Origin of the sequence: Algoriphagus marincola DSM 16067 (genome assembly GCF_000429405.1) — a bacterium.
GTDB classification, from domain to species: Bacteria; Bacteroidota; Bacteroidia; order Cytophagales; family Cyclobacteriaceae; genus Algoriphagus; species Algoriphagus marincola.
Window position 1 is genome coordinate 209042 of sequence record NZ_AUBU01000013.1, and the last position, 25672, is coordinate 234713.

Annotated in this window: 17 protein-coding genes; 8 read left to right on the top strand and 9 right to left on the bottom strand. The window is 43.1% G+C overall.

What is annotated here, in order from left to right:
- Window positions 1–25: 25 nt before the first annotated feature.
- The 3 genes from G457_RS0112790 to G457_RS0112800 form a co-directional block, all read right to left on the bottom strand.
- Window positions 26–1573 (bottom strand): M20/M25/M40 family metallo-hydrolase, encoded by a 1548-nt coding sequence (locus G457_RS0112790; RefSeq protein ID WP_026946837.1) that lies wholly within the window; start codon window positions 1571–1573, stop codon window positions 26–28.
- 99 nt (window positions 1574–1672) lie between these two features.
- A complete protein-coding gene (locus G457_RS0112795; RefSeq protein ID WP_035483815.1) occupies window positions 1673–2059 on the bottom strand; it encodes a PIN domain-containing protein in 387 nt (128 codons plus the stop codon).
- A complete protein-coding gene (locus tag G457_RS0112800; protein WP_024283841.1) occupies window positions 2059–2253 on the bottom strand; it encodes a type II toxin-antitoxin system VapB family antitoxin in 195 nt (64 codons plus the stop codon). The genes G457_RS0112795 and G457_RS0112800 overlap by 1 nt, the downstream gene beginning before the upstream one ends.
- Window positions 2254–2432: 179 nt before the next feature.
- Between G457_RS0112800 and G457_RS0112810 the strand changes: the two genes are divergently transcribed.
- Genes G457_RS0112810 through G457_RS0112835 form a run of 6 tightly spaced genes read left to right on the top strand, consistent with a single transcriptional unit; the run spans window position 2433 to window position 8963 of the window.
- Window positions 2433–3320, top strand: coding sequence for an EboA domain-containing protein (locus tag G457_RS0112810; protein WP_026946839.1), 888 nt, complete (start codon window positions 2433–2435; stop codon window positions 3318–3320).
- A gap of 48 nt (window positions 3321–3368) precedes the next feature.
- Window positions 3369–4274 carry a TatD family hydrolase gene (locus G457_RS0112815; RefSeq protein WP_026946840.1) on the top strand — a complete coding sequence of 302 codons (906 nt, stop codon included), beginning with the start codon at window positions 3369–3371 and terminating at the stop codon, window positions 4272–4274.
- A gap of 3 nt (window positions 4275–4277) precedes the next feature.
- A complete protein-coding gene (gene eboC, locus G457_RS0112820; RefSeq protein ID WP_026946841.1) occupies window positions 4278–5189 on the top strand; it encodes a UbiA-like protein EboC in 912 nt (303 codons plus the stop codon).
- A gap of 46 nt (window positions 5190–5235) precedes the next feature.
- Window positions 5236–6384, top strand: a complete 1149-nt coding sequence (locus G457_RS0112825) for a 3-dehydroquinate synthase (RefSeq protein WP_026946842.1) — start codon at window positions 5236–5238, stop codon at window positions 6382–6384.
- 3 nt (window positions 6385–6387) lie between these two features.
- Entirely contained in the window at window positions 6388–7590 is a 1203-nt protein-coding gene (gene eboE / locus G457_RS0112830) for a metabolite traffic protein EboE (RefSeq protein ID WP_026946843.1), read from the top strand.
- 2 nt (window positions 7591–7592) lie between these two features.
- Window positions 7593–8963: an alkaline phosphatase family protein gene (locus G457_RS0112835; protein ID WP_026946844.1), complete on the top strand. Its 1371-nt coding sequence runs from the start codon at window positions 7593–7595 to the stop codon at window positions 8961–8963.
- On the opposite strand, the gene G457_RS0112840 is transcribed toward G457_RS0112835, so the two are convergent.
- The 6 genes from G457_RS0112840 to G457_RS0112865 form a co-directional block, all read right to left on the bottom strand.
- Window positions 8960–9544: an HD domain-containing protein gene (locus G457_RS0112840; protein ID WP_026946845.1), complete on the bottom strand. Its 585-nt coding sequence runs from the start codon at window positions 9542–9544 to the stop codon at window positions 8960–8962. The genes G457_RS0112835 and G457_RS0112840 overlap by 4 nt on opposite strands.
- Entirely contained in the window at window positions 9541–10437 is an 897-nt protein-coding gene (locus G457_RS0112845; RefSeq protein WP_035483821.1) for a YitT family protein, read from the bottom strand. The genes G457_RS0112840 and G457_RS0112845 overlap by 4 nt, the downstream gene beginning before the upstream one ends.
- A gap of 198 nt (window positions 10438–10635) precedes the next feature.
- On the bottom strand, window positions 10636–14250 hold the full coding sequence (locus G457_RS21485; protein WP_035483823.1) for an amidohydrolase family protein: 3615 nt from the start codon (window positions 14248–14250) through the stop codon (window positions 10636–10638).
- A 311-nt stretch (window positions 14251–14561) separates the two neighbouring features.
- Complete coding sequence (locus G457_RS0112855; RefSeq protein ID WP_051260822.1) at window positions 14562–15572, bottom strand: IS30 family transposase; 1011 nt, start codon at window positions 15570–15572, stop codon at window positions 14562–14564.
- Window positions 15573–15625: 53 nt separating this feature from the next.
- Window positions 15626–15844 carry a hypothetical protein gene (locus G457_RS0112860; RefSeq protein ID WP_026946848.1) on the bottom strand — a complete coding sequence of 73 codons (219 nt, stop codon included), beginning with the start codon at window positions 15842–15844 and terminating at the stop codon, window positions 15626–15628.
- 51 nt (window positions 15845–15895) lie between these two features.
- Window positions 15896–16345 carry a glycosyltransferase family 2 protein gene (locus G457_RS0112865; RefSeq protein WP_026946849.1) on the bottom strand — a complete coding sequence of 150 codons (450 nt, stop codon included), beginning with the start codon at window positions 16343–16345 and terminating at the stop codon, window positions 15896–15898.
- Between the two features lie 659 nt (window positions 16346–17004).
- On the opposite strand from G457_RS0112865, the gene G457_RS0112875 reads away from it, so the two are divergent.
- Entirely contained in the window at window positions 17005–18684 is a 1680-nt protein-coding gene (locus tag G457_RS0112875) for a tetratricopeptide repeat protein (protein WP_026946850.1), read from the top strand.
- Window positions 18685–18828: 144 nt separating this feature from the next.
- On the top strand, window positions 18829–25672 hold a 6844-nt coding region (locus tag G457_RS0112880; protein ID WP_026946851.1), incomplete at its 3' end, for a YDG domain-containing protein.

Consider the following 25672-nt stretch of genomic DNA (forward strand, 5'->3'; position numbering starts at 1 on the left):
TGTTTATGAGACAGCCTCTTTTCAATTAATTATCTATCATTCCTTTTCGGTTTGGAGATCGCGGAACTGGCCAAAATGACGGCTGACCGCTTCTTTGATTGATAGGAACTCTACGTTTTCTGGAGACTAATTCCGGTTCTTCGCAAGCCATGTAAACCAAGATTGCGGTCATGATGGCATTGTTTTTCACTTCCTCAAACACGATCTTATCATAAGTGTCCAGGTTCGTATGCCAAGTATAATTGAAATAGGACCAGCTAAGCGAACTAAGCGAGAAAGCGGGAACGCCTGCAGCCACGAAAGAGGCATAATCTGAACCCCCACCACCTGGGTTCCCAGGGAAAGTAGTTTCAATTTCTCGGGTGATTTCCCTTGGTACTTCCGCCATCCATCTGCCAAGGTATTCATAGCTGTCCACAAAACCCTGTCCGGAAAGTCGGGCAATTCTACCGGTTCCATTATCCTGATTAAAGAGCACCTGAATTTTATCTAACGTTTCCGGATGATCTTCCACGAAAGCTCTTGATCCGTTTAAGCCTTGTTCTTCTGAGCCCCAAAGACCAACTAGTATAGTTCGTTTCGGATTAGGATAGACCTTCTTTAGAATTCGCATCACTTCCATCATAGTGATGACTCCGGTACCATTGTCCGTAGCACCGGTCGCTCCGTCCCAAGAATCAAAGTGAGCTGATAACATGACATACTCTTCAGGTTTTTCGGTTCCTCTTATTTCACCAAAAGTATTGAAGGTAGGTTGCACGCCTGTTTCTCTTGATTGAGCATTTAGGTGGATTTTGGGTTTTTTGCCGTTTTCGGCTAGTCTGAATAATAGCCCATAATCTTCAAGAGATAGGTCTATGGTAGGTACTTTTTTCGTGTAAGCTGAGAATATTTTATTAGCACCAAATCCTTTGGACCAGTATGAAGTGATTACTCCCAAGGCGCCGGCTTCTTCTAATACACCAGGGAGTTCTCTTCGTCCATGACCGGTCTGACTGATTCGCATTTCCCAATCAGCCTGCATTTCACCTCTTTCATCCTTCATCTTGGAAAAAGATTCCTCTGTGGCCCATTCTTCCCAGTTGTAGTCAGGTCGTCCGGAAACTTCTGGAGTAGAAATCATCACATATTTACCTTTTACATTGGGCAACCAGTCTTCAAAGGATTGTCCCTCTTCTAGTCTTGGAATGACGATTACCTCACCTGTTGCACCACCCTCGGGACTTGGAGGGCTCCATGCGAGTTGAGTTCCTGATAGAGATCGCACCCATGGCTCTACCATATCGATGTGGGTGATCCCACGCTCCCAGCCGCGCCATTCTCCCCATTGCTCATTTTTCCCCTCTATGCCCCATTCTTCAAATTGTGCTACTGCCCAATCGTGGGCCTTTTGCATTTGTGGCGAACCCACTAATCGTGGACCGATCCCATCCAATAATTCATGGCCGAGATATCTCAGCTGAGAGTTTTCTTCAGCTTCTTTGATGATGTTTTCAATGACAGGATCTTGGGCTTTTATCTGTGTGCTTATAAGCAACATTAACCCAATCCCAATGAGGTGGCGTTTTCTCATAATAGAATTTGTTTAGAAAATAAAAATATAGGAAAGACTTAGAAAAGGCTGAACCGTTGGTGGATTTAATTGGGAATTGAAAAAGTAAAATTCAACAGGTTAAAAAATCAATTCAAATTTCAAAATTGCTTGCATCAGTCTAAAATGCTTATCCTTCGAATAGAGGGTCAAATTTTCTTCGATTACCTGATTGACGATAATTAAATCAGGAATTCCTACTTTATTGATCCCGCTCTTCAAATTTAATTTTTGAAGATGTCTAATCACCTCCCAATCTATATCCAATTTGACCTTCTCAAGAGCATCTAAACCCTCTATTATTTCTGTTCTTTTTTCGTGATGAAGTTTCGGAATTAATTCGGTTAGAATGATGTCATTAGTGACAACAATATCTTCTTGGAGATATACTTCCAAAGGACTAGTCCTTGAATATTTGAAAAAGTCAATCCAAACGGAAGAGTCAACTAATATTTTTGGGCTAGGCATTATTTTCGATCTCTGCTTATATCTAAATCAAGATCCAAGTCTATGGTGCCTTTCATAGAAATCAATCTTTTGCGCTTATTTTGAGCGATTTTTTCTTCCAAGACTAACTTCACAGCCTGACTTTTGGTACTTGCCCCAGTGATTTTCATCACCTCCTTCAATAATTCCTCAGGGATATCAATGGTAGTTCGCATAAATAATGGTGTATTTGGGCATAAATTTTTATGTAAGATATTGAAAATTTTAAAGTCACGAAAATTTAAAATTCCTGACTTTGCTCAAGTATTGGGTTTTTCTTTTCCACTCTTCCCAAATTGGGTGCAAATTAATTTTTGATTGAGTTTATTTACCTTGTCAAAAGCCCAAAATGATCATGAAGCAAAATCAGGAATACTCATTATTCCTTCTTGGACTACTTGAGAGCAGCGCTGAACAGAAATCTCTGGATTGGCTGGAGCAAAAAGTTTCAAAAATTAAAGATGCCTCCAGTCCTACCGGCTTTTTTCTGGCTTTTTCACAGGCATCAAGGTTTTTTTCAAAAGATCCGCTCAAACTGAGCGATGCGGAAAAAAACAAGGCTGAGCAGCTAGTAGAAGGATTTGATCCTAGTCATTGGAATTGCTTACAAACTGCAAGGACCTACTTGTTATTCCATCTTAATTTGGAACAGGAAGATTGGTTGAAAGCAGTTAATCAGCTTTTTGAGACCGGTGATCTTCACGAGCAAGCAGCTCTTTATGCAGCGCTTCCATTATTGCCTTTTCAAAATGAACTTTTGCCAAGAGCAATAGATGGTTGCCGAACCAATATGACTTTGGTCTTCGACGCGATTGCTTTGAATAATCCCTTCCCGAGAAAGAATTTCCCTGAGCTTAATTGGAATCAAATGGTGCTGAAGGCGATTTTCATGCAGCGTCCTCTCTACCAAATTCAAGGACTGGAAGAGCGAAGAAATTCAGCGCTTGCTGAGATTGCTTCTGATTTTGCTCATGAGCGATGGGCAGCAGGTCGAAATGTGATGCCGGAACTTTGGCGGCTGGTAGTTCCATTTATCAATGAACGATATCTTGCTGATCTTGAGAGAACCCTGAATTCTGATGATCAACTAGAGCAAATTGCTGGAGCCCTAGCCTTGGCTGAGAGTGATTCGGAAGAGTCTAGTTCCCTTCTTCAAGCATACCCAATTCTTATGGGAAAAGTTACTTCCGGAAAATATGACTGGGAGGCAATAGGCAGAGAATTTCAGGAAAAAAGTGCTTGATTTCAGATCCAATTAATAAATCACTTAGATAAAAAAACCTTTTCAACCATGTACATAGATCCGCATATCCATTTAGTTTCTCGTACCACAGATGACTACGAAGCCATGCAAAAGGCAGGAATAGTTGCTACCATTGAGCCGGCTTTTTGGCTGGGTCAGCCTAGAACTGAGGTCGGAAGTTTCAAGGATTATTTCAGCACTCTCGTGGGATGGGAGCGATTCAGAGCCAGTCAGTTTGGGATTGTACACTATTGTACAATGGGCTTAAACTCTAAGGAGGCCAATAATATTCCCTTGGCTGAGCAAGTGATGGAGCTTTTGCCACTTTATGTGGGGAAGGAAGGAGTGGTGGCAATCGGTGAAATCGGATATGACGATCAGACAGAAGCTGAGGATAGGTTCTATCGGGAGCAACTCGAATTAGCCAAAGAAGTGGATTTGCCAGTATTGATACATACGCCCCACCGGGATAAGAAAAAGGGAACCTACCGTTCTATGGATGTGGCAGAGGAGCATGGGATGGATCCGGGATGGATTATCGTCGATCACAATAATGAAGAGACTGTAAAAGAAGTTCTCGACCGAGGGTACTGGGCAGGCTTTACCATTTACCCGCACACCAAAATGGGTTCGGAGCGAATGGTGGAAATCGTCAAGCAGTATGGACCTGAACGAATCATCGTCAATTCTGCTGCAGATTGGGGGATATCTGATCCTTTGGCAGTGCCCAAAACTGCCGATCTGATGCGAAAAATGGGAATTCCTGAAGAGCATGTGCAGATGGTCACTTATAAAAATGCACTTGCTGCATTTTCACTTTCTGGGCAAATGCACGAAGATGATTGGTTGAAGGCTCCACCGATCGATCAGACCAAGAAAATGGGTGGTAATTCTGTACTTCGGGGAGGACAAGTTCCAAGAGTAGAGGGTCCGTCTGATCGGGTAGAGAACTGATTCATGGCAAGCAAGCTATTCGCCTATCTCCAACTCACGCGTCCAGCCAATGTGGTGACAGCTATTGCGGATATTTGGGCAGGTTTTGCTATTGCTGGAGGCTGGTCCTATTTGATGGCAAATTGGGAACAAGGGTCGGGGGATTTTTGGCAAAATTTGCTTTGGCTTTCTTTGAGTACCATCGGGCTTTATGCAGGTGGCGTAGCTTTCAATGATATTGCTGATGCTAACTTGGATGCCATAGAGCGACCCGAAAGGCCAATTCCGAGTGGAAGAGCATCAAAAAATGGAGCGATTCTGATGTCCTCATTGCTACTTTTAGGAGGAGTCTTAGCTGCCTTTCAGGTAAACCATTTAGCAGGAATTTTAGCAATTTCTGTGGTTTTTTGCGCCTTGCTGTATGACTATTGGGGTAAGCATCAAAATTTCTTTGGACCGATCAATATGGGACTTTGTCGGGCTGGGAACTTGCTACTTGGCGTGGCGGTAGCGCCTGAAGTTTTAAGCAAAATTTGGCCGATTGGTCTTTTGCCGCTGGTCTACGTAGCAGCCATTACCATGGTCAGTAGAGGGGAAGTACACGGTAAAAACCGAAAAGCTCTTTTTGGTGGATTTGGGATGTATTCCTTGATTGTATTGGCAATCTTTTTTGCAGCAAAAATTCAAACAAGTGATTTTTGGCAGGTCATTCCATTCTTGGCTTTACTTTCCTACATGATTTTTCCACCGCTTATCAGAGCTATTCGGACCCAATCACCTCAATTTATCGGAAAATCCGTCAAAGCTGCCGTTATTTCATTGATTATTGTGAATGCTTCCCTTGCTGTGGCCTTTGAAGGCTGGGAGATTGGGCTCGTGATTCTTGCACTTTTGCCCTTATCTTTGGGACTAGCCAAAGCTTTCGCAGTCACCTAATTATGCCTTTGCGAAACTTTCGCTTGCTCAGACCTATTATCCCTGTATGAATACCATTTTGCAGCAGTCCTTCTCGGTTTCGTTTCAGTATCCCGTATGCTTTACTGAAGATCTCTTTTCTTTGGAAAATCCAATCTTGGTAGATGTTTTTGAAAAAGGAAAGTCAGTCAAAACTTTTTTTGTGATAGATAGTGGAGTGGCTGAAGCTTTCCCAGATTTGGTTTCAAATATCAAGTCCTATGCAGCTCATCTTCAGGATCGGTTTTTCCTTTGCGCAGAGCCTCTTATTGTGCCGGGAGGGGAAGATTGTAAAAATGATCCCGATGTTTATCAGCAAGTAGTCAAAGCAACCAATGATTACGGGATTGACCGTCATTCTTACATCGTAGCAATCGGAGGGGGGGCAGTATTGGATATGGTTGGATTTGCAGCTGCTATTTCGCATCGTGGGATCCGATTGGTTCGTATCCCGACGACTGTACTTTCTCAGAATGACTCTGGGGTAGGGGTCAAAAACAGCATCAACTACTTCGGAAAGAAGAATTACCTCGGTACTTTCACCACTCCTGTGGCCGTCTTAAATGACTTTAATTTCTTGAAGACGCTAGATGATCGAGATTGGCGAGCTGGAATCTCCGAGGCTTTGAAGGTCGCATTGATTAAAGATTTGAGTTTTTTCGAATGGCTGGAAAAGCAAGCATTAGCCCTTTCCAAAAGAGAAATGGAACCGATGAAAGCTCAAATCATTCGGTGTGCGCAGATGCATATGGACCATATTGCAGGAAAGGATCCTTTTGAATTCGGATCTTCTCGGCCCTTGGACTTTGGGCATTGGGCGGCCCATAAGCTCGAGCATCTCAGCCAGTATCGGGTTAGGCATGGAGAGGCTGTCGCCATTGGGATTGCCTTGGATTCATGTTATTCCCACCTATTGGGATGGATCAGCAAGGAGGATTTGGATCGGGTTCTTGGGGTGATTCGAACTTTAGGCTTCTCGCTTTACGAGCCTGAGCTTTCCGGCGAAAATCTCATTCAGGGACTTCGGGAGTTTCAGGAGCATTTGGGAGGTCAGTTGACGATTATGCTTTTGGAGAAGCTTGGTAAAGGAGTCGAGGTACACGAAATGGATGAAGATTTGATTCAATCTGCTATTCAGATTTTGGAAGAAGAAAGTCAAGCGATCCAAAACCAATAAATTATGCACGTAGGAGATTTTCATTTGACTTACTGTAGCAATATCCATCCCGGAGAAAGCTGGAAAGAGACTTTCGAAAATCTAAAAAGGTATATCCCTCAAGTACGCCAAAACCTGAGTTGGGAAGGAGCTTTTGGAATTGGTTTGCGCCTATCTCATGAGGCTAGCTTGGAACTGCAAAATCCGGAAAACCTGAAGGCTTTTCAGCAATGGCTCGAGTCAGCAAATGCCTATGTTTTCACGCTCAATTGTTTCCCTTATGGAAGTTTTCACCATACCCGAGTCAAAGATCAGGTTCATCAACCCGACTGGACGACTAGGGAACGGAAAGAATATACGATCCGGAGTTTTAGGCTCCTGGCTGAATTACTTTCTAGCGGTCAAGAAGGGGGGATTTCCACCTCGCCCGTTTCCTACAGGTATTGGTTTCCGGATAAAAAATCGACCGAAGCAGCATTGGAAACTGCTGTTCAAAATTTTGCAGGAGTGGTCGCTGAGTTGGAGAAAATTGAACGAGAGACTGGTAAATATTTACACCTGGATATCGAACCTGAGCCAGACGGAATTTTAGAGAATTCGGATGAAATGATCTGGTTTTTTCAAGATTGGATGATCATCAAAGGAGCTGAATATTTATATTCTCAATATGGTTTTAGCCTTGAAAAGGCAAAGGAACTTATTCGTCGGCATATTCAGGTTTGTTACGATGTCTGCCACTTTGCGATCGTGTATGAGAAGCCGGAAGTAACCTTTGAGAAGTTTGCGAAAGCAGGGATTAAAGTCGGGAAAATACAAGTATCAGCTGCTTTGCAAGTCAAGCTGGAGCAGGACCGAGATGCCATTCGAAATCAATTAGCAGCATTTGCTGAATCCACCTACCTGCACCAAGTGGTGGGAAGAAAAATGGATGGTGACTTGGTTTCCTATTCAGATTTGCCTGAGGCTTTGGAGCAACTTGACAGCGCAGTAGAAAATGAATGGAGAATCCACTTCCACGTGCCGCTCTTTGTTGAAAAATATGGGCAATTCTTTTCCACTCAATCCCAAATTGTCGAAGTTTTGGAATACTTAAAGCAAAATCCAGCCTTGTGCCAGCATTTAGAGGTAGAGACCTACACTTGGGAAGTTTTGCCTACCGATATGCAAGTCAGACTAGATGAATCAATCAGTCGTGAGTTGAGTTGGGTATTGGAAAGATTGATTTGAAAATGAAAAAAACCGTCGTCCTAAATATCGTAGCACTTTCAACCCGCGTAATTGGCGAGCATACACCTTTTCTCAAAAGTTGGATAGAAAGTAAGCGAAAGGCCATCATCGAGCCTGTTTTACCAGCTGTGACCTGTTCCGCTCAATCGGTGTATTTGACAGGGAAAATGCCTGCTGAGAATGGAGTCGTCGGGAATGGATGGTATTTTCAGGATGAATGCGAAATTAAATTTTGGAGACAGTCAAACCGTTTAGTTCAGGGACCTAAAATTTGGGACAAGCTCAAATCCGAAAATCCGGATTTTGTCTGTGCGAATATGTTTTGGTGGTACAATATGTACTCTTCAGTTGATATCGCTGTGACTCCACGGCCGCTTTATCCTGCTGATGGACGAAAACTCCCTGATTGTCATTCCCAACCGATGGAGCTTCGGGATAGACTCCAAAAGGAGCTCGGTCAGTTTCCCTTATTTTCTTTTTGGGGACCCAATGCCAATATTTCCTCTACGGATTGGATAGCAGAAGCTGCTAAAAAAGTAGATCATTGGTATAAGCCTACGCTTAACTTGGTTTACCTTCCACATCTTGACTATGGACTGCAGAAGTATGGTTTGGATTTCGACAAGATCGGTAAGCTGCTTGAAGAGGTGGATTTGGTAGCCAAAGACTTGATCACCTATTTCGAAAATCAAGGCACAGAAGTTATTCTTCTCTCAGAATACGGCATTACCAATGTTTCCCAACCCATCCACATTAATAGGCTTTTGAGATCTGCAGGCTGGATTCAGGTGAAGGATGAATTGGGTCTCGAAACCTTGGACGCTGGCACTTCACAGGCATTTGCCATCGCTGATCACCAAATCGCTCAGGTGCATATTCAAGACGAAACAGTCTATGATCAGGTAAAAAGCCTCTTGGAAAATACGCCTGGAATTGAAAAAGTTTTGGACAAGGAGGCTCAAAAGGAATATGGGTTAAATCATGATCGCTCAGGTGATTTGGTAGTGGTCGCTGATTCTGACTTCTGGTTCACATATTATTTTTGGTTGGATGATGAAAAAGCACCTGATTATGCGCGCTGCGTGGATATTCATCGAAAGCCGGGATATGATCCAGTGGAATTGTTTTTGGACCCGAAAATTAAATTGCCGCTATTGAAAGTGGGCTCAAAGGTGCTCAAGAAAAAACTGGGATTCCGGTATTTGATGGATGTGATTCCTTTGGAAGCGGAACTTGTGAAAGGTTCGCATGGTCGAATTCCCGAGGAGGACGAGGACAAACCCATATTTGTAGGGTCGGAAGAGTTGGTTAAGTCCAAAAAAATCAAGCCTACTGAGGTTTTTGATCTGATTTATCAAGCTGTTAAGGCTTAAACCAAACCAAGAGTCTTTTTGACAGATCGCAGGTTCTCTTGTTTTTTTGGGGTTCGATGTTTTTTGCAAAACTCCGTATGGTAATGATGCTTTTCCAAAAATGTCAGTTGCAATTCATTCCAAGCCTGCTCTGAAAAACTAGGATTGAAGTGCTTGAGCTCTTCAAAAAGTGCACTTCCTTGGCGCTCGAAGTCATCCGTACCCAAATATTCCAAATCCGCATCTGCAATAATTTTCTCTAATTGATTGGTGGGGCTTTGGGGGATTTTGGTTGCCATAATCATCCCATGGATTTTCTTTAAATCTTCCTCAGAAACGATTTCTCCAAGGTAATGCGTAGCAATCCCACATCCGATTTCCTCATGGTTTTTTGGATTTTCTATAAAACCAGTATCATGGAAAAGAGCGGCAAGTCGAAGTAGTTCCTTGTCTTTCTGGTTTACATTTTCCACATCAGCTAGGAAAAGTGACTTCTCGATGACATATTCCGTATGGGCAGGATTATGATAGGTCAAGTATTCGGGAAGCTGATCCAGAATATCCTGATAGATCTGTTTCTTTATTTTTTCAAAATCGATCATACGTGCTTTTTTCCCACTTGTTTGACGACTCCACCCTTTACCTCTTTGATAGTTTGCACATAAAAGAAGGCTTTTGGGTCAATTTCTTGAATAGCAAGCTTCATTCGATGAACCTCTAGCCGTGTCACCACTGTCATGATAATATCACAGGGATGATGGATATGAAAGGTGTCAGGAAGGTAACCTCGCTCGCCTTTATAAACGGAGATAGCCTTTTTAAAATCCTTTACTATCAATTCTTTTACCAATTCGTGTTCTTTCGAAATAATTGTTAATGCAGTGTACTCCTCAAAGCCCTCTACAACATAGTCAGTTGTCTTGATTGCTGTGAAATAAGTCAGTATGGAGTACATGGCGGGCTCAATTCCAAAAACAAATGCAGCGGATAGCATGATCAAGGAGTTCAAGAAGACAGTAATCTCGCTTGCAGTAAGGGCAGAATTTTTATGAAAATACTCTGTAACCACCTCAAAACCGTCAATTAATCCTCCTCCACGAATAATCAGCCCAATTCCTAATCCCATTAAAAAACCTCCAAAAACAGCTATTAGGACTTTGTCTTCGGTAACGGTTGGTACCTCCAAAAAGTGAAGAACAATCGTGAGGAGAAATATCGAAAATCCACTTTGGATAGCGAATGTCTTACCGATCATTTTCCAAGCCATAAAAAGGAATGGAAGATTCAATACCACCAAAAGTAGGTTAAGATTTATCCCAAAACCTAAATTTGCCAAGATGGCAATACCAGTCACCCCACCATCCAAAAATTTATTGGGAAGCATAAATGCTTCTAAGGCTATCGCCGCAAGAGCAACGCCGCAGATGGTGTATACCAAGGATTGTGGTGAAAGGATGGAAGCCCAATCTATTTTTTGCTTTGATGACTGCTTCATCCTTTAGATTTAATTAAAAATACCTTCACTATTTAAGGCAATAATTGCAGATAAGTCTTCAATATCAAAATTTTTGATCTTTTAAGAAAATAATTATTTAGTAGTTTAACAAGTAAGATCTTATTTATTTTTGGTCTCACGAGCTTGATTATAAGAAAGTGCCGACCCTAAATGGATCTTAGGATCGGCTTCTATCTATTAATGTTGAAGCGAAGTAGTCACTTTTGGGGCTTCTTTAGTCCAGGAGCTGATATCCAACTTTCTTGGGTTGGGATAGATTTCATCTAAGGTATTTCCATCGTAAATACGCCCGTTTTTGACTACATGGCTGATGGTATTGGTGTTTCGGATGTTCTGCAAAGGGTTTTCTGAAAGAATCACTAAGTCCGCTAGCTTTCCTTTCTCGATACTACCCAACTCCTGATCCAATCCAAGGGCCTCCGCACCTAGAATGGTAGCAGTCCGTAATGCATCCAAATTGCTCATACCACCGCTTGCCACAGTCCATAGCTCCCAATGATATCCAAGCCCCTGCAGCTGACCGTGAGACCCTACCCCCGCAAGTCCCCCCTGCTTGACGATATCATTGATTCCTCTGCCATGATCTTCAAATACATGATCCTCCGGAGCAAACCAGCCACCAAGACTTCCTACTCTACGTCTAGCTTTAGAATTCATCTCTGTGTAAGGAGTAAAGCGGTTGAGCTTCGGATCGTGAAGAGGACTTTCGGTCGTGTAGAAGTAGTTTTCTGCCCAAGGTCCACCATAGGCCACGAGCAAGGTTGGGGTGACAGCCATTTTGCTTTCTGCAATGGTTCGAGTCACGTCTGAGAAAAGTGGGTAGATTGGGATCGCATGCTCATGACCGGGATACCCATCGAATAGCTGGGTCATGTTAAGTTTGTAGTCCAACCCGCCTTCAGTCGTAGGCATAAGTTTCTGCTCTTTAGCCGCCATGATGACCCACTGTCGGTGTTGACGGTTGCCGACCAGATACATTTTGATGTATTGCGTATTGTAGTACTTCGAGTATTGCTTAAGGACGTTTTTAGTCTGTTCTAGGGATTTCAGATTGTACATCCAGAAGCCTACACCGGGTCCTGTAGAATATACTCTTGGTCCCGGAATCATTCCTGCATCGACCATGTCAGCATAGGTAAGTACATCGGTAGTCGCAGTCTGAGGATCTCGGGTGGTAGTCACTCCATAAGCTAGGTTGGCCGCGTAGATCCATACCGTGTTTTTGTGAAGATTCCAAGTTGGCCACATGTGAGCATGCGTGTCCACAAATCCTGGAGTGACAGTTTTACCGGTGATATCGATTACCTCGGCTCCAGAAGAATCAAGAGTGCCTGTTTTCCCAACTGCCAAAATTCGGTTGTCTTCAATGAGTATATCCCCATTTTCAATGACTTCTGCGCCTTTCATGGTTACAATTCGGGCATTTTTCAGAAGGATTTTTCCTTTAGGAATGTCTCTATCGAAGTAGACCTTCACCTGAAATTCCTCAGGTTTGTAGCTCTCTTTTTCCTTTTGCTCAGCTTTATAAATGCTATCCGCCTTCGCAAGCGTCTTATCTGCTTTGAATAGGGAGTCAATTCGTTTTTTCTCTGCTTTTGCCAGCGAATCCGCCAATTTCACAGCTTCTTCACCTTTAGCTTTGAGCGTAGATACACTGTCTGCATCTGCCAGCATTTTGGATTTTTTGGCTGCTGCTACAGAATCCTCGATAGCTTCGGCTCGGGTCAAGTCATAGACCCAGTGTCCATTGCCAAGGGACCAGTGGATTTTTTCTCCATTAGCCTCCCAAGCCGGCCACTCCCCGCCGATTTCAGTCAGTTGTCTGGAAGGAAAGCTACTTGATTTTGGATCGGCTACATTGATGGTTGGTGTTTTCCCCACCTGAGGGATCGTGACGACGTAGACATTATTATTGATCTGTGCGATGGCTTTGTTTCCTTTTGGTGCCATAAAAATGGAGCTTGCGCTGGATGGACGCATCTGAGGTTCTTGCGCTGATGCTCCTTCCGGTAGCATGCAGTAGTTAAGAGCCGCTGCATTGGAAAAAGGCTTGCCCATCACGTAGCGGAAGTCATTGAGGCTTTCATGATCGTGATTTTCATGCGGGTCCAATACCGAACCGAAAGGCGTGATTCCTGTGATTTTGGCATGGGTTTTTTCATCAGTACCATCCCATTTGATACTCATCAATGAACCGCCGGGACCGTTTAGGTAGATTCTGCTCGTATCTTGGGTGAAGTGGGCATTGCCGATATTTCTAGCTTCTTTGATCGTCCGTAGTGAGCCACCTGCTGCTGGAATCCAGGCCAAAACTGACTCTGCACCACTGATTCCGGGACCTTCAGATTCTTCCATCAGGCGCTTGTCCCCTTTGAAAACCACAATCTTTCCATTTGGACCCCAGACAGGACCCATATAGAGAGCACTTTCAGTGGTGAGTTTGCTGACATTTCCATTACGGCCAAAGGAAGCTTTGTACAAATGTCCTCCTTCGTTTTCATCCCAAGTGGTAAAAACCAGTTGACTGCCATCAGGGTTCCAAGAAGGCATGGCTTCGGTAAAATTATGCTCACTCACCCGAGTAGGTTTTCCATCCGGAAAATCCATCACGTACAATCTGTTTAAGACTGTGAAGGCAAGTTTTTTCCCGTCAGGAGATGGAACCGCATCCCGGATTTGGGTGGCTAGTTTGGCTGAATCCTTGACTTCATAATTGAAATAAAGTCGAGGTCCCATGGCAAGTTTCACTTCAGCTTCGAAAGGGATTTCCTTTGCTTCAGATCCATCTACAGGAATCTTCCAGAGCTTTCCTCCATAGGAGGCAATGACATGTTTGCTATCCGGAGTGAAAGCCATGGCAGGAAGTACGCCCTGTGGCGCAATGGATTCCTGCTCGTCTCGCTGCACGGGGTAGGCGAGCCACTTTTCATCACCAGACTCTAGGTCTCGAATGACCAGTCCTGTCTTATCATCCCAGCGGGAGCCATAGACCATCCACCTTCCATCGTCAGATAGGGTTGGGGTGAAAGCTGAACCATAGCGGGAAGTGATGCTGGTGATATGCCCTTCCTCTAGGTCATAAGTGCCGATTTGGTACTGGGGGAGAAGGGCGTTGTAATTCCAGGATCCGGTACGATGTGAAAAGTAGACCTTCTTTCCGTCGGAACTTACAAAAGGATCAATAGTTTTCATAGAACTTGGATCCGGATTGAGCTGAATACCTCCACCTCCATCTTTGTGATACATCCAGAGCTTGGTGATTCTACGGCCCTTGGCTACGACAATGTACTCTCCGTCCGGAGTCCAGTCCGCACCTGGTACGTCTCCGGTTTTATCCTTCGTGACTTGTACGGTATCCTTTTTCTCGAGGTCGATGTACCAGAGATTATCGTTCCCAGCTCGATCGGAGGTAAAGAGAATTTTCTTTCCGTCCGGTGAAAATCGAGGGTGAGTCTCGTAGGCCATTCCTGTAGTGATGGGGTTAGCTTTGCCTCCTTCCATAGGAATCGTGTAGATATCGCCCATGAGGTCAAAAGCGATAGTTCTGCCATCTGGACTAACGTCCACACTCATCCAGGTGCCTTCTTGGGTATTGAATTTGATTTCTCGTTCGGGTTTCAGTGGAAGCTCTTTGAACTTGGGATAGTCTAAAGAGTCTTTTGCCGTGCTGTCATTTTGCAACAATTGATTTTGACTCAAGCTCTTAATCTCTTCAATAGGTTGGGAACTGTATGAAGAACCGCTCAATAATGCGCCAAGAAGTACTAGCGCATGGAAAATAGCCTTGTTCATATTGGGTATAATTATCAGGCTATAATCTACTCTTATTCTTTGGTTTTGCCCAATGATTAAAACAAGAAATATCAAGGTATGAGTTTGATCTTGGGAATTTTGTATTTAGTATCCTTCTCTTGCAGAGAATTCAGGACCTTGGTAATCTTAAGTGTTTGTCAGACAACCATAATTGGAGTAGAGGACTGCAGATCTTTAATAATTTCCTTGATTTTTTCTTCAGTTTCGTGTCGATGAAAAATATGAAATCAGATTTTTAGAATGGAGGTTAAAAAATTAATTTTTTTTGTCAGGCAACATTTAAGCCGTGTTCAAGTAATAAGTGCAACAGTTTTGTAAGATAATAATTTCTCTTTAGGAGTTAGGTAGTTGAATTTTCTTATCGGTCTGTTGTTGATTTTTTGTTCTATTTCTGCGATGGTTTGGTCGGAGATTTCATTCAAGTCTGTTCCTTTTGGTAAGAAAGCTCTAATAAGTCCTATTCTGTTTTCGACTGTTCCCTTGTCCTGTGAAGTATAGGGTCTTGTGAAGAATGTTTTGACTCCATATTTGTCCCTTAATTCATGGTGCAGGGCAAAAGCCATGTCATTGTCGAAGGTGCAGGTTTTGATCCAGCTTGGTCCGACCCACTTGAGGCGCTGTTCGATTTTGGTTTTGACCAGCTCGGCTTCTTTGGATGGCAGGAAGTCCAAAGTGGTGATCAGTGTGGCCCGGTCGGTCATGACCAACAAAGCCGACTGGTGGTTCTTGCCCATCATCAGATCGACTTCTACATCTCCTAACCGCTGCCTGTTTTCAATGAAGTCAGGTCTTTGGTCGATCGGTACACGCTCTTTGATTACCCCTCTGTTTTGTCTGTAGTTGCCTCTTTTCTGTTTCCTTTTGCCGTGTCTGAGGTGTTTATAAAGTCCTCTGTCTTGGATCAGACTCCAGTGGTGGCTCTTCTTGGCTTTCCATATCCAGTCATACAGCGTCTCGTGAGAGACTCCCGGCTGGTTGAGTTTCTTCCAGGTGGCTGATATGAGTTCAGGACTGAGTTTGTCCTGTTCCAGCCAGGCTCTGGCCTGCTCTTTGAGTTGTTCGGTGAACCGGATTTTCTTTCGTTTGAAACGATGTCGTTCCCGGGTTCGATTAATGGCCACCTTTGCTTGATAGCTTTTGGAGTGGAAACCACGCTTTCCTGTATTCCGTTTTAGCTCCCTGCTGATTGTACTTTTATGCACTCCGATAACTGCAGCAATGTGCGTCTGGGTGTATACTTCTTTGATAAGGATTTCGATTTGATATCTTTGTCCCGGGCTGAGATGATTGAATTTCTGCATGACAACACTAATTTAATTATTCAGCCTAAGGAAGGAAGCCTAGGTTTCCTTCCTTAAACCTTTAGTGTTGCATTTATCACTTGAATCTGGTGTTGATCTTCTTTTGAGTGCCTGGACCAGAGGCCTTTGTAAGTGATTCGATATACAGACATGATCTCCTTAAGCTGGGCTATGGCATGTTTTTGGGCTAAAAAAATTCCCATAAACCAATCCGTAATATCGTAATCGTAGCATTTCTTAGGAATCTCATCCAAAGCAGCTTTTCGAGCCACCCAAGCAGACAGATTTCCAATTAAATTATAATGAATAAGGGTTTTTGATTTTTAGAAATCGGGGTTTAATCCTCCCTTTAATTTAGGAAATATTAATTTTTTTGAATTCTGAAGGAAAATTGCATATGGGTTGAAACTCATGGGGCATTGTGGATTGTCTTTTAAAAAATTTATATGCTTTTGAAGCCTTAGTGAGTCAGTCCAATAATCATCCCCTTCCAAGAAAGCAACAAAATTTCCTTTACAAGCCGAGACTCCACGATAATAATTCTTCCCTATTCCTAGGTTTTCTTCGCTAGGTAAAAAATTTACTGGAAAATTCAGCTGGCTAACTTTAGCTCGTATTCGCTCTAAGGTGCTATCAATAGATACATCATCAGCTACAATCAACTCCAAGGGTTCATTCACCTGTTGAATTAGGATTCCATCAATACATTGATCTATATATTCTTCCTGATTGTAGCAAACTAGCAATATGCTTATTTGAATATTTGAAGTCATAGTTGGTATTTGAAATATGTTATGGGATTGCTTGTCCTTGTTTGCTTTCTTTAAAAGTCCTTCATGAAGTTAATTCAAAATAAGATGCCCCTTTCTTTTATCAGAAAAGATTTAAAGGAAAGTAATTTAATTGTAAATGTTGTGTAAATATTTTTCTTGGTTAAAAAAACAGTTTTTTTGTCCTGAAAAAGTCATATTTAATCTATATATTTTAATTTTTAAACAATTAATATATTTCATAAAATCCAAAATTGAAAGACTTATTCGCTGAGGATAGTCATCTTTTGAAATATTTTTTCTTGTAAAGAAATATTTAGCATATGCTGTTTTAAAAATTGAATTACAGTTAGGTAAATATGTCTGTCTAATCCATTTTTACCATAAACAATTTTTATAATGCTGGACATTTTGTTCGTGAATCTCTTTTTTAATTCATGAAAATCTTTAAATAATACTTTTTATTTACAAAAACATACAATTGAGTTCAAAATTCCATTCTAAAGACTCTTGTATCTTTAAGTTTGAATAAAACAAAACGTGTGGTCAAGATTAAAGTCATATTAATTCTTTATTTATACAGTCTATTTAGTTTTACTGGTGAAGCCAAGATAAATACGTCTAAAGATGAAGTATCTTTTAGGATAAATAGACTCAAAGATTTGCAAAACGAAAATCTGGATCAGTATCAGATTGAGTTTGTCGAGCTGGAGAAGAGGTTTAATAATGAAAAAGAAAAAAATCATTTATTAGAGCTCTATTTAATTCAGACCACATTTTTGGAGTCTTCGAATAAACTTGATTCATTAGTATCTACACTTCACCGAATTCGTTATTTACAAATGGATAGCGGAAAGGATCAATTAGCCAATACTTATTTAGATCTAGCTTTAGCTTTTGATCAAAAAGGAGACTACGATTCTTTGCTTTTTTGGTCCTCTCGGGCAGAAGAATTAATCGACACTGACTCTCCTTATTACGGGAAGTTATTGGTAACTCAATCTTTCAGGAGCAAATTTGATGGATCCTATTTGGAATCAATTGAAAAGCTTATCCAGTCAGTTAAAATTTTCGAAAGTCGTGGAGAGAATCAAAGTCTAGCGAATGCCTTTACGTCAATAGCGTATTTTTATGGGCGATTGGGTGACCTAAAAAATCAGGAACAAGCGCTTTTAAATTCTCTTGAAATAAATAAGTCTCTTTCTAACAAATTGGGACTAGTTGGAGTGTATAACAATCTGGGTGTATGTCTTAAAAGTCAAAATAGGCTTACTGAGGCATTGACCTATTACGATTTGGCGTTTGAGATTTTGGAGGAATTAGATTCTCCTATGTCCATTGCGCAAAATTTGACCAATAGGGGAAATATTTATGAGGCTCAAAAAGATTTTGAAAAGGCAGAAGAACTTTTTTTAGCTTGTGAAACTATTTGTCAAACCCATAACATCCAATACGGAATCATGCTTGCCAATTTGAATTTGGGGAATCTTTATCGACAGATGAAGCGATTTAATCAGGCAAGGGTTCGATTGGACATCGCATTATCCCTTTCCAAAAAGTTGAAAACCAAGCGAGAAGAATATTTGACATTTGAGCGATTGGCTTGGTTGGAACGTGATCGAGGTGATTTTGGAAAAGCCTATCAGTATTTGTCTGATTTTCAGATATTAAGGGATAGTGTAGTCAATGAATCTGTGCAAAAGGAGGCTCTAGAACTCAAAGAAAAATACGAATCAGAAAAAAAACAAAATGAAATCATATTACTCTCCAAAGAGAAATTGCGGCAGCAGTCTTTGATAGTCATTCTTACTTTAGGCCTTTTGTTTTTGGTTTTTGCAATTCTTTGGATTTTCAATAAAAACAGATTACTGCGTCTGGAAAAGCAGAAAGAACAACAGCGTTTAAATTATGAATTAGAGCTTAAGGGGAAAGAATTGTTGACAGACTCAATCAGGAGAGTCTCAATAATGAATACCAAAGATGCTGTATCAAAGGAATTGAAGGAACTGGTTGCGGACTTACCGAAAACTCAGGCTCATAGATTTAAAAAAATCCAACGTGAGCTAGCCAGTTCAAAGGATGACTTTTTGTTACAGGAATTTGAAACCCGTTTTTTAGGAGTATATGAAAGCTTCTTTTTACGCTTAAAAGAATTGGCTCCTGATTTGACTCCAACTGAATTGCGAATAGCTGCCTTGATCAGATTAAATTTTACTTCTAAGGAGATAGCTTCCATCACTAACAGAAGTGTGGGCACAATCGATAACCTTAGGAGTAATATCCGAAAGAAGTTGTCCCTGACTGATGATGAATCTTTAACTCAAAAATTATTAGATATCTAATTGACTGTAATTCAATAAAATAATCTCAATTCATGAGAAATTTATGAGTATGTTGATTGGATACTATGAGTATATCGTGAGATCAATTTAATAAACAAGAAATCGACTTGAGGCATTTTTGCTGTGTTAATAGCAAATCTAGCCATGCGTAAATTTCTAAGCCTTTGCTTAATTCAAATTGGTTTCTCCTTTTCGGTAATAGCACAATCACTCACCATTTCCAGTTCTGGCCAATCCGGTACTTCAGGAACCAACTGGAGTATCAGTGGAAATACAATGACTGTAACGGGTACGGCAAACATCCGAGCCTCGGTGATCCAGGATCACCTTACCAATACCGGCCCGCTTGAAGTGGTTGGTAATACCAGCAGTTTTATAGTTTCCGTGAGTGAGGCTATTACGGTGGCAACCGGAGGAAACGGGTTGATTTTTGGAGCCGAGGGAAATACGGGAAATTTTACAGGGAATGCAGCGATATCTGTAAATGGAGCTATTTCCATCTACGCCGGCATCGTAACGGTCAATCAAAACTTAACTTCAACCGCTTCTGAAGCCGATATTTTACTGCAAGCCAACGAAAATATTGTTTTGGCTGCCAATAGAACCATTGAAACCAATGCAGGGGATATTACCTTCCGTGCTAATGCGGGAGGTACTCCTTTGCCAAGTGCACATGCCATTCGATTGTTTTCAGGCACCAGTCTTTTGTCTAATGGCGGTAACATTACTTTGGGAGGAAATTTTGACGGTACCGAGGGTGCAGGTTTATATGCCGCTACCAATAGGGTTGGCGGCCGTGCCGCAGTAGTCCTGGAAAATGCAACCGTCAACGCTTCTGGAGGTGATATTAAAATTTATGGACGAGCTGTTAGTAGCTATGATGATGGGATTCTATTTTACGGAAATTTCACCACAACAGGAAGTGGAACGATTGGATTGTATGGTGATGCTTTTGGAGGAAATAATGGAAGTGCCTATTTCGGAGGGATTACGGTTTGGAGCACAACAAATATTGAATCCGAAGATGGAAATGTCTCCTTAAAAGGTGTACTCACAAATACGCAAAGCAATAGTACAGGTAGCATCAACTTCTATAGAGCTCCAGGAACAGGTAACAACCATATTTCCATTTTGTCGAAAACTGGTGATGTGTTGATTTCCGGCGATGCTGGTAATACAGCAGCTTGGGGTATCAATCACAACAGCGGCGGAAATATCTACTTGGGTTCTCCAGCTGATGGAAGCTGGATTGCAACTGGCGACATTGATTTATCTTATTCAAATTTTACAAATGCAGCTTTTCGCGGAATCAAAGTAAATACAACAGGAAACGTCAGCTGGGTCCCTGTGGGTACGAGTTTTACGGTCGCACAAACATTGCCAGCAACAGCTAACTATGAACTTGCTCAAAACGCATCCAGCCTCACTATAGGTAAAGCAGGGAATGCAGCCAATCTTACCATCGCCTCTGCACTTACGGTAGCCGGTCCTATATCAATATACGGAAATAACCTGAACATCCAGGCTGATCTGGCATCTACTCTTGCCAACGCTGCGATTAAATTAGTGAGTGATGGTGCAGGAGTGACCAATAACAATGGATTTATCTTACTCAATAGTGGTGTGGATATTACCACAGAGGGTGGAAACATCATCCTCTGGTCCAATGCTGCCAACCGTACCAGTGGCACGGCCAACAATGAAATTGTATTAGCCGGCACCAATATACTAACCAGTAAAGGTGGTAAAATTGTCTTAGCCGGTGGTTTGGATGATGGGGCCAATGGAGGAACTGCTACCGACGGCATCCCGGATGGTTTTGCGTACCGAGGTGGAAATGGAGGAGAAGCGGTCGATATTCGTTCCAACATTACCCTTGACTCCGATGGAGGGGAAATTATCATCCGTGGGGAGCAGAACGGCTCTGCAGAAGGTGTGGGGTCTGATAATACCCTTACGATTAGCGATGCAGGCCCAATTACCATTTTAGGAAAAAATACCACGAATGTATCCGTGCGCTTGGGTACTTCCAATATCAGCAGTACCACCACCGATGCACCTGTTTCCATTTTGGGTACTACCCACCTGAGAAATGGCGGTCTGATAAGCGTTACCACCCAAGGTGGGGATGTGTTATTGGCAGCCAATGTGGATGATGCCACTGATGGGGAGTCTGCCATCAATGGCCAGATTCGTATGGGCTTTGGATTGAACATAACGACCAACGGAGGTGACATTACCCTGGGTGGAGAGAACAACGATGGTTCAGGCTATGCCATGGGGCAGAATTTCAACAATCTGCCAGAAGGTATCCGCATTGACGGTTCGGTAGCCCTGAATTCTGGAGGCGGTAATATCATTATGCGTGGTAAAACCCCGGCGGTCGGTGTTGGAAATGAAATTGGTGGGGCCGGGATTATGTTCTACAACATCGCTACCGGGTCTATAAATAGTGATACGGGAACTATTTTGATGGATGGTTATAGCCAGACTTCCGTTGGAAATGCGATTGCAGGCTTGTTGTGGTGGAACTTGAATTTTGGAGGCACTTTTACCATAGAATCTGCTAATTCCACGGCTAATGCAATTACCCTGAATGGTTTTTCAAGCGGTGCTTCTGGTCAGGCTTACGGTATTGAAACGGAGGCAACCAATACCCTTAATATTTTAGCAACTGCTTCCGGAGGAGGCATTACAGTAAATACGGGTAACTCGATTGCGAACTATTTTGATGCCGTTTTCCGAGGACCATTAAATGTTCTGGCAGCTGACGGACCTATTGCCTTAAAAGGTGGCCAATTGGGCGGAGTAGCCAATGGATACCTGTATTTTGCCAATAACGTTTATTTGGGTTCCAAAGCTTCTACCGCTGTTGAATCAAGTTCCAGTGATATTCTTATTGAATTTGATCGGTTTGATTTTCCGGCAGGAAGCCGCTTTATCGCTACGGATGGCGCAGTAACCTGGCAACCGAATGGCGCAACCTTTGGGATGGCGGTCAATACCAATTTCTTTAGTTGGAACCAAAACAGCCAAACCATGAGTGGTTTGACGATTGGTAAGTCGGGCAACACTTTCGATGTGACGCATAATACGCCGTTTACCGTTGCAGGTCCTGTAAGTATGTTTGGGGGCAGAGTGAATATTGCATCCAACCTGACTTCTTCTGCCGATGGGGATATCTTTTTGAAAGCCATTTCAGGTGCTGCCCCGGATATACAAATTAACTCTGGCGTTACCGTGGCCAAAACTGGAGGTACCGGCACGCTTACTTTGCAAGGGCATGGTCGTGTCAATCAGCATGGTATAGTTACAGCCACGGCACCGGGTGTTTTGAATGTGGTGCTTTGGTCGGATTTTGATAATGATAACGATGATGGAGGTACAGATATGCCAGGCTCCATTACCACCAATGGAGGGCATGTTTGGTTAGGAGGTTCAAACAGTAATGGAGGCTCTTACACCTGGAATGGCCTAACTGTGGGCGACGGCCCATCGGTAGGAAATCCTGGCAATAATTTCAATGCTTTAGACCTTGCGGGCAATGTCACCACCAATGGTGGGGATTTCTTGGCTTGGGCTGGAACGAGTTGGGGTGTTAATGGTATTGGTATTGTACCTAGTTCAGGAAATGTCATCAATACCGGTTCAGGAAACATTACTTTGATAGCCAATCAGATCTTGGGTCAAGGATCCACTGCGATAGACTTTCAGACCACAGGTGTCTTTACCCTAGCACCCAATGGAGGTGCCTTCCCAAGTGGATTGAACTGGAATCCGGTTTTAAGTAGTGGGAATTTTGATTTCAGCGGTGATTATAATTATCTGGATATTCTTAATGTCGCCAATTTGGGAGGGCTGGTCATTGGTCGTTATGACGGTATGTTGGACGGCACTGATCCGGTAGTTATTGGGAATACCGGTAATGTCACTTTAAGTACCGCCACTAGTATCGCCGGTCCGATTTCAGTGTATGGGGGGACGATTGCAGTTAATCAGAATTTAACGACCACAGGTACTGATGCTCCAATTTATATGGAGGGTACCAAACTGAGTCATAATGCCGGTATCACCGTGCAAACCAATGCAAGTGATATTACCTATCAGGTAAGCAATTCCCCATGGACGGGCCTGACTGATCGTGCGATTTCTTTAGGAGGCGGTGCTACCGCTACCCTCGATGCTCAGGGGGGAGATATTTCCCTTTCCGCATCATTTGCAAATTCCGGTACGACGAATACTGCCAACAATAATGATATAGCCATTTGGCTTAATAATGCAGTAATCAAAACCTCCGGTACAGGAAGCGTTAGCTTGAATGGAAATGCCTACGATAATGCTTCGACGACCGATGACTTTATCTGGGGGGTGATGTTTTCCTCCAATGAATTGATCCAAACGGAAGATGGAGACATCACCATTACCGGTACGGGTGGTAAATCAAGATCCAATGCCCGTGGCATTATAGCAGGGGATCGGCTTAAGGTGCTGTCTGCCTCTGGTACCATTACCTTTACTGATGCCATGCCAGTTGGGCATACCGGCACCAATTATACGGGCACTTATTTTAGGCCCTCCATAGCTGATGGAATCCAATTTGGGGCTGACGGTACGCTCGTAGCCAGCAGTTCCTCCGATCTAGTCTTTAATGCGGATCGTATATTATTTGATGCAGCCATTGCACCTTCGGCAATAAATACCAGCGGAACAGTAAGCATTCAGCCGGTGGCCGATTCGTTTGAGAACACCTTCACGCTAAGCGGTGCAACGATTTCCAGTACTGCAACAGGCCTGACTTTGGGTAAAGCAAGCAATACCGCGGATATTACAGTAGCAAATGCCCAAACCATTGCCGGTCCGATTACCCTATATGGGGGAGATTTGGCGTTGAATGGAGCCTTGACCGCAACCAATGATGATATCAATCTACACGCCTCCGGGGCAGTTAGCCAAACAGCTGCCCTTACTGCAAGTGGATTGGGCTTGCATGGCACAGGCACATTTACCCTGACCAATACATCTAATAACGTGGCTACGATAGCGGGGGGTGATAATGCCACTAAGCTGGGAAGCCTGAGCTATGTGGATGCAGCGGATGGCTTGACCATCGCTACGGTAAATCCTAGTGGAATCACATCCTCAGGTGCCATTGTGTTGTCTACCCTTTCAGGAGATCTTTTGGTAACAGAGCCGATTGTTTCTACGCTTTCCTCTGGGGATGCAGTCAAACTCTATGCAGATCAAGATGCTGCTGCGGGTACTGCCGGTGATGGAAATATCAAGATTACAGATAACGGATCCATCACGGTCGAGTCTGGAGCACGTGCGCTCTTGTATTCTGGACAGGAATCTGAAAGTACGGGAGTTACATCAGAAGTGGGAGGTGTTGAAAATGTTCGCTTTGGAATTGATTCTTCCACGGATCTTACATTGATTTCTTCTCCGCCAGCAGTTTTTGGAACCTATGCATTTTTTAGAGAAACAAACATCCCACCTGCGTTTGAGAATTCTACCCCAGCGGTTTCAAACGTCACAACAGTTGGCTTTGATATCAATGTGGATATTGATGTAGCTGGAACTGTTTACTTTGTGGTAGTTCCAGGATGGGAAGGCGTACCTACGGCAGCCCAAGTAAAGTCAGGCCTGAATGCCTCTGGAAGTGCCGCTTTAACCTCCGGTAATCAATTGCTGTCTTCGGGATCATTTGATCATACCTTTACTATTACAGGGCTCGATGCATTAACCGACTATGATGTTTATGTAGTTGCAGAAAACACAGTGTCTATTCCGGCTTTACAGGCCAACGCAACTGGATTAGCTGTTAAAACCCTTATCGATTATACAGTTGTCTTAAGCTATCCTTTAGACAACTCCTCAGATGGCAATAGTGGGTTAAACGCTGATGTTTTAGTTACATCGATACTTTCTTCCGGGTCTATTTCCGCTGGACCGGGTCTTGGATTGTTTAGTGTTGGTACGGATAGTTGGTCAGGAAGTGTGCAGGTTCTAAAGACCGGTCCTGGAAGTTCAATTGCAAATGCAAGTTCTGCAGATGCATTAGCGAATGATTGGTATTTTGAGGTTGTCCTTACGCCACAGAATACCTTGGATTTGGATGCCATCTCAGTAGATTTCAGTCGCGGTGGTACTACCGCTACAAGAGGATGGTTTGTTCGGTCCAGTTTGGATAGTTACACGGCTGATTTATATACCAATGAAACTCCGGCAGGTACATCCACTGGATTGAATTCTGTTTCATTCGATTTGACCGGATTTACTAATATCTCTGCTCCGATCACCTTTAGATTTTATATCTATACGGATAACACGGGACGCTATATGGACTTTCAGAATATAGCATTTTATGGTCCCGCTACTGTAGATATTTCCACCTTGACTGTTGAAGCCATTTCTGATCAGACTTATACAGGATCAGCGATCGAGCCGACGGTAGTGGTGAAGGACGGCAGCACAACGCTGGTAGAAAACACCGACTACACGCTGAGCTTCAGCGACAACATCAATGTGGGTACAGCGACCGTGACGATCACGGGTAAAGGGAATTATAGTGGAACTAAGGACGTTAATTTTGATATTACAGCTAAGGAACTTACCATCACCGGACTTACCGGAGACGATAAGGTTTACGATGCTACAACTGCAGCGACAGCAAGTGGAACAGCGGAACTGAGCGGAGTAGAGACAGGAGACGCTGTGACCTTGGGCGGCACACCTACCTTCACGTTTGCTCAGACAGCTGTTGGAACAAATATCACGATCAGCACCACGGGTTATACGATTAGCGGAGACGATGCGGGCAACTACACGTTGACCCAGCCAACGTTGAGTGCGGATATTACGGCAAAGGCGTTGACGGTAACGGGTCTGACAGGCAACAACAAAGCCTACGACGGAACGGATGCAGCGACAGCAAGTGGAACAGCGGAACTGAGCGGAGTAGAGACAGGAGACGCTGTGACCTTGGGCG

What these genes read in the sequence shown, in the direction of transcription:
- G457_RS0112790 (WP_026946837.1), bottom strand. Translation starts at nt 1,573, where the DNA reads ATGAGAAAACGCCACCTCATTGGGATTGGGTTAATGTTGCTTATAAGC.
- G457_RS0112795 (WP_035483815.1), bottom strand. Translation starts at nt 2,059, where the DNA reads ATGCCTAGCCCAAAAATATTAGTTGACTCTTCCGTTTGGATTGACTTT.
- G457_RS0112800 (WP_024283841.1), bottom strand. Translation starts at nt 2,253, where the DNA reads ATGCGAACTACCATTGATATCCCTGAGGAATTATTGAAGGAGGTGATG.
- G457_RS0112810 (WP_026946839.1), top strand. Translation starts at nt 2,433, where the DNA reads ATGAAGCAAAATCAGGAATACTCATTATTCCTTCTTGGACTACTTGAG.
- G457_RS0112815 (WP_026946840.1), top strand. Translation starts at nt 3,369, where the DNA reads ATGTACATAGATCCGCATATCCATTTAGTTTCTCGTACCACAGATGAC.
- eboC (WP_026946841.1), top strand. Translation starts at nt 4,278, where the DNA reads ATGGCAAGCAAGCTATTCGCCTATCTCCAACTCACGCGTCCAGCCAAT.
- G457_RS0112825 (WP_026946842.1), top strand. Translation starts at nt 5,236, where the DNA reads ATGAATACCATTTTGCAGCAGTCCTTCTCGGTTTCGTTTCAGTATCCC.
- eboE (WP_026946843.1), top strand. Translation starts at nt 6,388, where the DNA reads ATGCACGTAGGAGATTTTCATTTGACTTACTGTAGCAATATCCATCCC.
- G457_RS0112835 (WP_026946844.1), top strand. Translation starts at nt 7,593, where the DNA reads ATGAAAAAAACCGTCGTCCTAAATATCGTAGCACTTTCAACCCGCGTA.
- G457_RS0112840 (WP_026946845.1), bottom strand. Translation starts at nt 9,544, where the DNA reads ATGATCGATTTTGAAAAAATAAAGAAACAGATCTATCAGGATATTCTG.
- G457_RS0112845 (WP_035483821.1), bottom strand. Translation starts at nt 10,437, where the DNA reads ATGAAGCAGTCATCAAAGCAAAAAATAGATTGGGCTTCCATCCTTTCA.
- G457_RS21485 (WP_035483823.1), bottom strand. Translation starts at nt 14,250, where the DNA reads ATGAACAAGGCTATTTTCCATGCGCTAGTACTTCTTGGCGCATTATTG.
- G457_RS0112855 (WP_051260822.1), bottom strand. Translation starts at nt 15,572, where the DNA reads ATGCAGAAATTCAATCATCTCAGCCCGGGACAAAGATATCAAATCGAA.
- G457_RS0112865 (WP_026946849.1), bottom strand. Translation starts at nt 16,345, where the DNA reads ATGACTTCAAATATTCAAATAAGCATATTGCTAGTTTGCTACAATCAG.